Source organism: Klebsiella sp. X1-16S-Nf21, assembly GCF_002837615.1.
In the GTDB taxonomy this organism is placed as follows: domain Bacteria; phylum Pseudomonadota; class Gammaproteobacteria; order Enterobacterales; family Enterobacteriaceae; genus Klebsiella; species Klebsiella variicola.
The window spans coordinates 1-9,725 of the sequence record NZ_PJDK01000122.1; the positions used below are offsets into that span (position 1 = coordinate 1).

Annotated in this window: 10 protein-coding genes, 2 tRNA genes and 1 rRNA gene; 4 read left to right on the forward strand and 9 right to left on the reverse strand. The window is 54.8% G+C overall.

What is annotated here, in order from left to right; all coding sequences use genetic code 11:
- Nucleotides 1-50: 50 nt before the first annotated feature.
- Together CW267_RS28800 and dnaQ are read right to left on the reverse strand one after the other, a co-directional pair.
- Nucleotides 51-127, reverse strand: a tRNA-Asp gene (locus CW267_RS28800).
- Nucleotides 128-260: 133 nt separating this feature from the next.
- Nucleotides 261-992 (reverse strand): DNA polymerase III subunit epsilon, encoded by a 732-nt coding sequence (dnaQ, locus tag CW267_RS28805; protein ID WP_004204621.1) that lies wholly within the window; start codon nucleotides 990-992, stop codon nucleotides 261-263.
- A 64-nt stretch (nucleotides 993-1,056) separates the two neighbouring features.
- Here dnaQ and rnhA point away from each other — a divergent pair, with 64 nt between their 5' ends.
- On the forward strand, nucleotides 1,057-1,524 hold the full coding sequence (rnhA, locus tag CW267_RS28810) for a ribonuclease HI (protein ID WP_004204620.1): 468 nt from the start codon (nucleotides 1,057-1,059) through the stop codon (nucleotides 1,522-1,524).
- On the opposite strand, the gene CW267_RS28815 is transcribed toward rnhA, so the two are convergent.
- Nucleotides 1,521-2,243, reverse strand: a complete 723-nt coding sequence (locus CW267_RS28815) for a class I SAM-dependent methyltransferase (RefSeq protein ID WP_012968892.1) — start codon at nucleotides 2,241-2,243, stop codon at nucleotides 1,521-1,523. The two genes, rnhA and CW267_RS28815, sit on opposite strands and share 4 nt — an antisense overlap.
- Before the next feature lie 32 nt (nucleotides 2,244-2,275).
- Here CW267_RS28815 and gloB point away from each other — a divergent pair, with 32 nt between their 5' ends.
- On the forward strand, nucleotides 2,276-3,031 hold the full coding sequence (gene gloB, locus CW267_RS28820; protein ID WP_039102871.1) for a hydroxyacylglutathione hydrolase: 756 nt from the start codon (nucleotides 2,276-2,278) through the stop codon (nucleotides 3,029-3,031).
- A gap of 71 nt (nucleotides 3,032-3,102) precedes the next feature.
- Nucleotides 3,103-4,470 (forward strand): murein transglycosylase D, encoded by a 1,368-nt coding sequence (gene mltD, locus CW267_RS28825; protein ID WP_100781133.1) that lies wholly within the window; start codon nucleotides 3,103-3,105, stop codon nucleotides 4,468-4,470.
- Between the two features lie 59 nt (nucleotides 4,471-4,529).
- Here the strand turns inward: mltD and CW267_RS28830 are convergent, their stop codons facing one another.
- The 3 genes from CW267_RS28830 to CW267_RS28840 form a co-directional block, all read right to left on the reverse strand.
- Nucleotides 4,530-5,300, reverse strand: a complete 771-nt coding sequence (locus CW267_RS28830) for a class I SAM-dependent methyltransferase (protein WP_008805251.1) — start codon at nucleotides 5,298-5,300, stop codon at nucleotides 4,530-4,532.
- An 87-nt stretch (nucleotides 5,301-5,387) separates the two neighbouring features.
- On the reverse strand, nucleotides 5,388-6,185 hold the full coding sequence (locus CW267_RS28835; RefSeq protein WP_002889629.1) for an endonuclease/exonuclease/phosphatase family protein: 798 nt from the start codon (nucleotides 6,183-6,185) through the stop codon (nucleotides 5,388-5,390).
- 101 nt (nucleotides 6,186-6,286) lie between these two features.
- Nucleotides 6,287-7,477: an MFS transporter gene (locus CW267_RS28840; protein ID WP_023339614.1), complete on the reverse strand. Its 1,191-nt coding sequence runs from the start codon at nucleotides 7,475-7,477 to the stop codon at nucleotides 6,287-6,289.
- Between the two features lie 104 nt (nucleotides 7,478-7,581).
- On the opposite strand from CW267_RS28840, the gene yafC reads away from it, so the two are divergent.
- The gene (gene yafC / locus CW267_RS28845) at nucleotides 7,582-8,487 is read left to right on the forward strand and encodes a DNA-binding transcriptional regulator YafC (protein ID WP_012968896.1); all 906 of its coding nucleotides are present in this window, start codon (nucleotides 7,582-7,584) and stop codon (nucleotides 8,485-8,487) included.
- Between the two features lie 45 nt (nucleotides 8,488-8,532).
- Here the strand turns inward: yafC and dkgB are convergent, their stop codons facing one another.
- The 3 genes from dkgB to rrf all read right to left on the reverse strand — a co-directional run.
- Nucleotides 8,533-9,336, reverse strand: coding sequence for a 2,5-didehydrogluconate reductase DkgB (gene dkgB, locus CW267_RS28850; protein WP_047665881.1), 804 nt, complete (start codon nucleotides 9,334-9,336; stop codon nucleotides 8,533-8,535).
- A 164-nt stretch (nucleotides 9,337-9,500) separates the two neighbouring features.
- Nucleotides 9,501-9,577 (reverse strand) — tRNA-Asp (locus tag CW267_RS28855).
- 57 nt (nucleotides 9,578-9,634) lie between these two features.
- A 5S ribosomal RNA gene (gene rrf, locus CW267_RS28860) occupies nucleotides 9,635-9,725 on the reverse strand; the annotation flags it as partial.

The following is a 9,725-nucleotide window of genomic DNA, read 5'->3' on the forward strand; positions in this document are numbered from 1 at the left end:
ACGAAAACGACGAAAGCCTGAATCATTGCTGATTCAGGCTTTCTGAATAGTGGCGGAACGGACGGGACTCGAACCCGCGACCCCCTGCGTGACAGGCAGGTATTCTAACCGACTGAACTACCGCTCCGCGTTGTTGTTCCGTTGGGAACGAGGCGAATATTACGGATTCCCCTCTACCCCGTCAACGCTTTTTCTACCGTTTTGAATCGTTTGCTGCAAAAATCGCCCAACCGCCTACTTTTAATCCATTTTAGTGGTTATCAGGCACGCCACAGGCAGCTTCCGCCTTTCTTTTGTACCAGATCGAGGCGGGATTCATGGTTCACCAGTTCTTCATCAGAGGCATAAACCACCCGTAACTGGCTGGCGGCGCGGACGACGCGCTGAATGCCCATCTCTCCCGCCTGCTGCTGGCTTTCGCCTTCCATAGAGAACGCCATCGACGTCTGGCCGCCGGTCATCATCAAATAGACATCGGCAAGGATCTGGGCATCGAGTAATGCCCCGTGCAGCGTACGCTTGCTGTTATCTATTTCGTAACGCGAACATAACGCATCCAGACTGTTGCGCTTGCCGGGGAACATTTTCCGCGCCAGCGCCAGGCTGTCGGTGATTTTACAAAAGGTCTCGGTTTTTCCAATGCCGCGGTTCAGCTTACCGAACTCATAATCCATAAAGCCGATATCGAACGAGGCGTTATGGATCACCAGCTCCGCGCCGCGGATGTAATCCATAAACTCATCAGCCACGTCGGCAAAGGTGGGTTTGTCCAGCAGGAACTCATCGGCGATCCCGTGCACGCCGAATGCTTCAGGATCCACCAGCCGATCGGGCTTCAGATAGACATGGAAATTGTTACCGGTCAGGCGGCGGTTGATCACCTCCACCGCGCCGATCTCAATGATCTTGTGTCCTTCGTAGTGCGCCCCGATCTGGTTCATACCGGTGGTTTCGGTATCGAGAACAATCTGGCGCGTAATTGCAGTGCTCATAGCGGTCATTTATGTCAGACTTATCGTTTACAAATCGATTTCAATTACAGGAAGTCTACCAGAGATGCTCAAACAGGTAGAAATTTTCACCGACGGCTCTTGCCTGGGAAATCCAGGACCCGGCGGTTACGGCGCCATCATGCGCTACCGCCAGCACGAAAAAACCTTTAGCGCCGGCTACCGTCTGACCACCAATAACCGCATGGAACTGATGGCGGCAATCGTCGCTCTCGAGGCGTTAAAAGAGCATTGTGAGGTGGTGCTCAGCACCGACAGCCAGTATGTCCGCCAGGGGATCACCCAGTGGATCCACAACTGGAAAAAGCGCGGCTGGAAAACGGCAGAGAAAAAACCGGTAAAGAATGTCGACCTCTGGCAGCGGCTGGATGCTGCGCTTGGCCAGCATAAGATCAAATGGGAGTGGGTGAAGGGCCACGCCGGCCATCCAGAAAACGAACGCTGCGACGAGCTGGCCCGCGCGGCGGCCTCCCATCCCACTCAGGACGACATCGGCTACCAGCCGGAGAGCTAATTCTGCCCCTTGCGCCACTGCCGGGTGGCGCCGACTGCCGGCCGCAGCTGGGTTTTCGCTTTACCGGATTTCATCGGATTGAGCGTCAGCGGAATGGTCCGTTTGCGGGCGACAATCAATTGCAAACAGCCCAGCGCTGGCAGATGGGTGCTCAGCAGTTTGCCGCCGTGGCGCGACCAGGGTAAAACCTGATAACGCCCATAGTGCAGCACTTCAAAGTTGAGTAGCGACAGCCAGTCCAGCTGGCGCATCAGCGTAAACATACGGCTATTATAAGGCGTACCGTTGCGCAGGAGCGGCACCAGCTTACGCAACCCCATCAGGCTGACCGGATTAAACCCGGTCAGGATCATCCAGCCATCATCGATCAGTACACGGTCGGCTTCCCGCAGCAGACGATGCGGATCGCTACACCACGGCAGGGTGTGCGCCAGCAGGCAGGCGTCGACGGACTTTTCGGCAAAGGGTAAATGCAGCGGATCGGCCCGAACCTGCATCGGATTTCCTGCCAGCGAGACATTGACCTGGTGCGAGATGGCGCAAGCTTCAGTATTGATTTCCGCGCTCAGATTGCCAATCTTAAGCAGATGAAAGCCATATAATTTAGCCAGCCACGGTTTCATCTGCTGCTCCAGCGTTTCGCGATAGTATTCGCCCCACGGCATACTGGACCAATGCTCAGGCGCTGTCACTGTGTGAGGTATCCTTGCCGGCTTCATTGCCACCTTCCGCTACGCTTTAGAGGTAATTTATGAATCTTATCAGTATTCCCGCGTTTCAGGACAACTACATCTGGGTTCTCAGTGAGAATAACGGCCGCTGCATCATCGTTGACCCAGGCGAAGCCGCGCCGGTTCTGGCGGCCATTGAGGAAAACCAATGGCAGCCCGAAGCCATTTTACTAACCCATCACCATCAGGATCACGTCGGCGGCGTAAAACAATTACGTGAAAAATTCCCTTCTATAGTGGTTTACGGGCCGGCGGAAACCCAGGATAAGGGAGTCACTCAGGTGGTAGGCGATGGCGATCGGCTGTCAATTCTCGGGCACGATTTTTCCATTTTCTCTACGCCAGGTCACACATTAGGACATATCTGTTACTACAGCGAACCTTATCTGTTCTGTGGCGACACAATGTTCTCCGGCGGCTGCGGAAGGCTCTTCGAAGGTACTGCAGAGCAGATGTATCAATCATTTATGAAAATTAACGCCCTTCCTGAAGAAACCCTCATATGTTGCGCACATGAATATACGTTAGCGAATATGAAGTTTGCATTGAGTATCCTGCCAGATGATAGGGACATAAACGATTACTATCATAAAGTTAATGAGTTACGTGCAAAAAAACAAAAAACACTACCCGTAACTCTGAAAAATGAGCGTCGTATAAATTTATTTTTACGCGCAAATGATATTGATTTAATTAATAAAATTAACCAAGAAACAAATTTGCAACACTCTGTGGCGCGATTTGCATGGTTAAGGTCAAAGAAAGACGACTTCTGATATTTAATTCTTGTCATCGGCCAACTTCGCCGTTATCCTTGGTCGTCTTTTAAGCAACTATTGACACACACATGAAGGCACGAGCGATATTACTCGCCTCTGTCCTGCTGGTGGGGTGCCAGGCGTCTAAGCACGATGGCACCGTCGAACAGCGAGCACAGAGCCTTTCTGCGGCTGGTCAAGGGGAAGCAGGTAAGTTCACAAGTCAAGCGCGCTGGTTAGATGATGGAACCTTCTACGCGCAAGACCAGGATCTGTGGACTTCCATAGGCGACGAGCTAAAGATGGGAATACCGGATAATCCCCGGATTCGCGAACAGAAACAGAAGTACTTAAGAAATAAGAGCTATCTCCACGATGTAACTTTACGGGCAGAGCCGTATATGTACTGGATAGCCGGGCAGGTTAAGAAACGTAACATGCCAATGGAACTGGTATTACTACCCATAGTGGAGAGCGCTTTTGACCCACACGCGACGTCTGGCGCCAATGCCGCAGGCATTTGGCAGATCATTCCGAGCACAGGGCGCAATTATGGTTTAAAACAGACCCGCAGTTACGATGCGCGTCGTGACGTCGTCGCATCTACTACCGCGGCGCTGAACATGATGCAACGTCTGAACAAAATGTTCGACGGCGACTGGTTATTAACGGTCGCAGCCTATAACAGCGGCGAAGGTCGGGTCATGAAGGCAGTAAAAGCGAACCGTTCGCGTGGTAAACCCACCGATTTCTGGTCGCTGTCTCTGCCGCATGAAACGAAAATCTACGTACCGAAAATGCTGGCGTTGAGCGACATTCTCAAAAACAGCAAGCGTTACGGCGTAAAGCTGCCTACGGCCGATGAAAGCCGTGCGCTGGCGCGCGTTCGCCTCGACAGCCCGGTTGATATTTCTCAGCTCGCGGACATGGCAGGAATGCCGGTCAGCAAACTGAAAACCTTCAACGCTGGCGTAAAGGGGTCAACGCTGGGCGCTAGCGGGCCAAAGTACGTCATGGTGCCGCAGAAGCACGCCGCTCAGCTGCGTGAATCGCTGGCCTCTGGCGACATTGCCGCCGTGCAGCCAACGCAGCTCGCGGACAATACGCCGCTGACCAGCCGTAGCTATAAGGTACGCTCTGGCGACACGATTTCCGGGATTGCTTCGCGTCTCGGCGTCACGACCCGGGATTTGCAGCAGTGGAACAATCTGCGCGGTTCAGGGTTAAAAGTCGGGCAGAGTCTGGTTGTCGGCGCAGGTAGCAGCGCACAGCGCCTGGCGAACAACAGCGATAGCATCACCTATCGTGTTCGCAAAGGTGATTCGCTGTCGAGCATCGCCAAGCGTCACGGTGTTAATATTCGCGACGTGATGCGCTGGAACAGCGATACCGACAATCTGCGGCCTGGCGATCAGCTAACGCTGTTTGTGAAAAACAGCGATCGACCAGAGTCCTGATACGTCAGGGTTCGATAAAAAGGCACCGACTTCCCCCGGTGCCTTTTTTGTTGCCCGTATTAAACCGCTTTATGCGCTTCGAACAGGATGGTATCGCTGGTAAACGACCCGTCCTGCTGTAATTCGAAGTAGGCTTTGACCTCCGCCGAAGCGCTCTGCTGATATAAGCGAATCGCTTCTACCAGCGCCTCTGGGGTGCGCATCCGCGCCACCCATGAGCTGAACTCCAGCGGCAGGCGATCGGTCGATAAATGATTAATCACCAGGCCTGCGTCATTGGCCAGCGCCAGCCACTCGCCGCTGGAATAATTACGCACGTGCGAGGTATCGCGCAGCGCTTCCACGGTCTGCAACCAGACATCACGTACCGGATGACCCGGCGACATCACGTCCATTATGATCATCACCCCGCCCGGCTTGAGAACACGTTTCACCTCACGCAGCGCCTGGCCGACATCATGCCAGTGGTGCGCGGAGTAGCGGCTAATCACCACATCAAAGCTGGCATCAGCGAACGGCAGCGTTTCAGCATATCCCTGCTGGGTCACGATATTGCTAAAGCCTTTCTCTTTTGCCGCCGCGGTAACCACTTCCAGCATCTGGCTTGATAAATCATAGGCGGTCACCTCGGCAACCTGTCCCGCCGCGGTAAAGCTGGCGTGCCCTGCCCCGCAGCCCATATCCAGCACTTTCGCCTGAGGGAAATCGGCCAGCCGTTCAGCCAGCCGCTGCAGATCGCGCCCGGAGGCGTGCACGGCGCTGGTCAAATAGGCGCTGGCCTGGGAGCCGAACTGCTTTTCGACGTTGTCATGGTGAGAGCGTGTTGTCATTGTGTTGTCCTTCGGTTGTGTGAGTAATTTAGGGCAGCATCGTGCTGAACGCAGACCTGCCCGATGGCAGGCCTGACATACCTTAAATTAATCAGGCTTGCCGGGACTGAATTCGACTAGTAGCGGGTTGTGATCGGAGGCGCGGGTCACCAGCACGGAAGCATCGTGCACGCTTAACCCACGATAGAACACAAAATCGAGCGGACGACCAAACGCACGGCGGCGCTGATCGTCAGAGAAACGAACTTCGCGTAACGACATCTCACGCGCAAAGCGGTACAGCGCGTTCATTCGCGGCCGGCTCCAGGCATTGAAGTCCCCGGCCATAATCACCGGCCCGCTGTGATGGGCGATCTGATCGCCGATCGGCAGCAACTGCTTGCTGTAGACATCGACGCCAAGGCTAAAGTTGACCGCATGGATGTTGACCACCATCAGCAGCCGCGCATCGGGCAGCGGATAAACGGTCACTAAGGCCGATTTCGGCAATCGCAAAATAGGCTCGCGCTCGCGCAACGGACAGCAATAGATGGGGTGAGCGGAGGCCAGCGTCATCACGCCGGAAGGATGCTGCGGCAATACCAGCGCCGGCACCTGATCGGCGGCCAGATAGTTAGAAGTCGCGAACCTGACCAGTTCTGGGGTGGTTTGCGCCTCCTGCAACAGGACCAAATGCGCATCTTTGCCGAAATTTTTGAGGACCGACTGCCACTCTGCGCGCTGCTGCTTGAAGATATTCCATACCAGCACGCGGATCTTTTCATCGCTGCTTAACGGCGTGCCGGCAGGATAAACCGGACTGACGCCCGCAAACGCCCCCGGAGGCAATATCCTCTCCGCAGGTTGTCCGGCGACGTAGCGCATGGCATAGGTATTCTTTCGCAATTTGGGCATCAATCCTCAATAACAGAAACCAGCCCAACAACGACTGGTTCTTCTGTTATAGGGATTTTCCCATCCACTTTCAATGCAATTTGCGATAAACCCTAGCCTTCGAGAGAAACCGCTGTCGAACGACGCGGCGATTTATCTAAACGACCGCTCAGCATCACCAACAGCAGGGCGACCAGCACAATCACCGCACCAATCCAAGGCGTCTGCGCCAGACCATACCGTTCAACTGTCTGCCCACCGACGATGGACCCCAGCGCAATACCAATATTGAAGGCGGCAATATTCAGGCCGGAAGCGACGTCGACGGCGCCAGGCGTATACTGTTCGGCTTTTTGCACCACGTATACCTGCAGACCCGGCACGTTGCCGAAGGCGAAAATACCCATTACCAGCACCGTTGCCAGCGCAGCATAGTGGATGCTGGCGGTCAACTGGAAGACCAGCAGCAGCACAACCAGCGCGGCGAAGATAAACTTCAGCGCGGAGACGGCGCCATGCTTATCGGCCAGTTTGCCTCCCCACATATTGCCAATAGCGACCGAGACACCGTAGCCCAACAGGATCCAGCTAACCGCAGACGGACTGAAACCGGCCAGCTCCTGCATCATCGGAGCAAGAAAAGTAAAGGCGGTAAATACGCCGCCATAGCCCAGCGCAGTAATGGCGTAGATCATCAGCAGGCGAGGATGAGTTAAGACTTTCATCTGATCGCGCAGGCTGGCGCTGGCGCGGCCCGGAATATTATTCGGTACCAGAAGCAGACTGCTGATAAGCGCAATCACGCCCAGAATCGATACCGCGAGGAACGTTTCCCGCCAGCCAAAATGCTGACCGATGAAAGTCCCGAACGGCACCCCGGTGACCAGCGCGACCGTCAGGCCGCCGAACATAATAGCGATAGCTGAGGCGGCTTTCTCTTTTGCCACCAGGCTGGTGGCGATTGTCGAGCCAATAGAGAAGAACACGCCGTGTGCCAGACCGGTCAGCAATCGCGCCAGGATCAGCGTTTCATAGCCCGGGGCCTGCCAGGCCAGCACATTACCCGCCGTAAACAGGACCATCAACGCCAGCAGCAGCTGTTTACGCGGCATACGCCCCGTTAACGCCGTCAGCACCGGAGCGCCAATCGCCACGCCCAGCGCGTAGATAGAGACCAGCAGTCCCGCCGAAGGCAGAGAGATAGAGAGTTGTTGCGCGATAGTCGGGACCAGGCCGACAATCACAAATTCAGTGGTGCCAATTGCGAAGGCACCGATAGTTAAGGCAAATAGCGCCAGTGGCATAATTTACTCCGTAGCATCAGGATTAAGATGACACGTAGTATGAAGGGTTGTATAAATAACAAAAACTATCAAAGTATCAATAGAATTTTGCTACAGGTGCAATAATGAGAGCCACATCAGAGGAGATCGCCATCTTTGTGGCGGTGGTGGAAAGCGGAAGTTTCAGCCGGGCGGCCGAGCAGCTCGGACAGGCCAACTCTGCCGTCAGCCGGGCGGTCAAGAAGCTGGAATCAAAGCTAGGCGTAAGCCTGCTCAATCGGACCACCCGCCAGCTCAGTCTGACGGAGGAAGGCGAGCGCTATTTTCGCCGGATGCAGGTGGTCTTGCAGGAAATGGCGGCAGCAGAGAATGACCTGCTGGAAACGCGCACAACGCCGCGGGGCCTGCTGCGGGTGGATGCCGCGACGCCGGTGATGCTGCATTTTCTCATGCCGCTGGTGAAGCCATTTCGCGAGCGCTACCCGGAAATGACGCTGTCGCTCGTCTCTTCAGAGACGTTTATTAACTTGATTGAACGAAAAGTGGATGTGGCCATTCGGGCCGGGACCTTAACGGATTCCAGCCTGCGCGCCCGACCGCTATTTACCAGCTATCGTAAGATCGTCGCCTCGCCAGACTATGTCGCGCGCTACGGTATGCCGCAGCATCCGTCAGATCTGAAACAGCATCACTGCCTCGGGTTCACCGAGCCGGTATCGCTGAATACCTGGCCTGTCTCCTGTTGCGATGGTCAGCTGTTAGAGATCGAATCGGCGGTGTCCTCCAATAGCGGCGAAACGCTCAAGCAGCTGTGCCTGACCGGTAACGGCATAGCCTGTTTGTCGGATTATATGGTGGATAAAGAGATTGGCCGTGGGGAGTTTGTGGAGTTACTTGCCGACAAACGCTTGCCGGTGGAGATGCCATTCAGTGCGGTGTACTACAGCGACCGGGCGGTCAGCACGCGCATCAGGGCATTTATTGACTTTCTAAGTGAGCACGTCAAACAGCTCCCGAAGGAGCTGTCGTAATATCGTCTCAGACGGCAGTGCGAACGGCATGCCGAAAGCGGGAGATTAATCCCACTGTGGAGCCAGACCTTCCGGACTCACCAGACGATCGTTGCAGTCGAGTGCGGCGATCGCTTTACGATCTTCATCATCCAGCTGCAGATCCTGCGCTTTCAGGTTGCTGGCCAGATTGTCACGTTTGGTGGACGATGGGATAACCGCATAGCCTTCGCCCATTGCCCATGCCAGAATAACCTGCGCTGGGGTCGCACCATGTTTCGCCGCGATGCGGGCAATCACTTCATCTTTCAGCGCCTTACCGTAGGCCAGCGTCATGTAAGAGGTGATATGGATGCCGTGCTCACGCGCCCAATCGACCACTTTACGGTTTTGCAGATACGGCGAGAGCTCAATCTGGTTAGTCGCGATATTCTCAGCGCCAACGGCGGCAATCGCGCGCTCCATCAGTGGAATAGTGAAGTTGGAGATACCGATCTGACGGGTCAGCCCCAGCTTCTTCGCTTCCATCAGGGCTGCCATAAACTCTTCAACAGCTACCGCATCGTTCGGTGACGGCCAGTGGATCAGCGTGAGATCAACATAGTCAGTGCGCAGCTTCTGCAGGCTCTCTTTCAGGCTGGCGATGAGTTTGTCTTTGCTCAGGTTTTCGATCCAGATTTTGGTCGTGATGAACAGCTCATCACGCGGCACGCCGCTTTCGGCGATGGCCTGACCCACCGCGGCTTCGTTGTCATAGATTTGCGCGGTGTCGATAGCACGATAGCCCAGCTCCAGCGCGGTTTTTACGGATGCGATAACAACATCATCTTTCAGACGGAAGGTGCCAAGACCAAATGCAGGGATTACCATGATTTTCCTCGTTATTTCTTCATTTCGGTTAACGGATGAAATTATGGCTGATGGTGTGGAGGAGAAAAAGAGCGATTAATGCAGAGGATTTTTGCTGAATTAGCAATAATAGAGAACAGATCAAACAAAAAAGCCCTGAGCAAATGCTCAGGGCTCTTAATAAGTGGCGGAACGGACGGGACTCGAACCCGCGACCCCCTGCGTGACAGGCAGGTATTCTAACCGACTGAACTACCGCTCCACCGAATTTCTTCGCTTTATAACCACCGGTTGTCACCCCGGCTTACTGCAATTTGATGCCTGGCAGTTCCCTACTCTCACATGGGGAGACCCCACACTACCATCGGCGCTACGGCGTTTCACTTCTGAGTTCGGCATGGGGTCAGGTG

Bases quoted from the DNA above. Each gene is read 5' to 3' on its own strand.
- rnhA (WP_004204620.1), top strand. From the start codon at position 1,057: ATGCTCAAACAGGTAGAAATTTTCACCGACGGCTCTTGCCTGGGAAAT.
- CW267_RS28830 (WP_008805251.1), bottom strand. From the start codon at position 5,300: ATGACAACACGCTCTCACCATGACAACGTCGAAAAGCAGTTCGGCTCC.
- yafC (WP_012968896.1), top strand. From the start codon at position 7,582: ATGAGAGCCACATCAGAGGAGATCGCCATCTTTGTGGCGGTGGTGGAA.
- CW267_RS28840 (WP_023339614.1), bottom strand. From the start codon at position 7,477: ATGCCACTGGCGCTATTTGCCTTAACTATCGGTGCCTTCGCAATTGGC.
- gloB (WP_039102871.1), top strand. From the start codon at position 2,276: ATGAATCTTATCAGTATTCCCGCGTTTCAGGACAACTACATCTGGGTT.
- mltD (WP_100781133.1), top strand. From the start codon at position 3,103: ATGAAGGCACGAGCGATATTACTCGCCTCTGTCCTGCTGGTGGGGTGC.
- dkgB (WP_047665881.1), bottom strand. From the start codon at position 9,336: ATGGTAATCCCTGCATTTGGTCTTGGCACCTTCCGTCTGAAAGATGAT.
- dnaQ (WP_004204621.1), bottom strand. From the start codon at position 992: ATGAGCACTGCAATTACGCGCCAGATTGTTCTCGATACCGAAACCACC.
- CW267_RS28815 (WP_012968892.1), bottom strand. From the start codon at position 2,243: ATGAAGCCGGCAAGGATACCTCACACAGTGACAGCGCCTGAGCATTGG.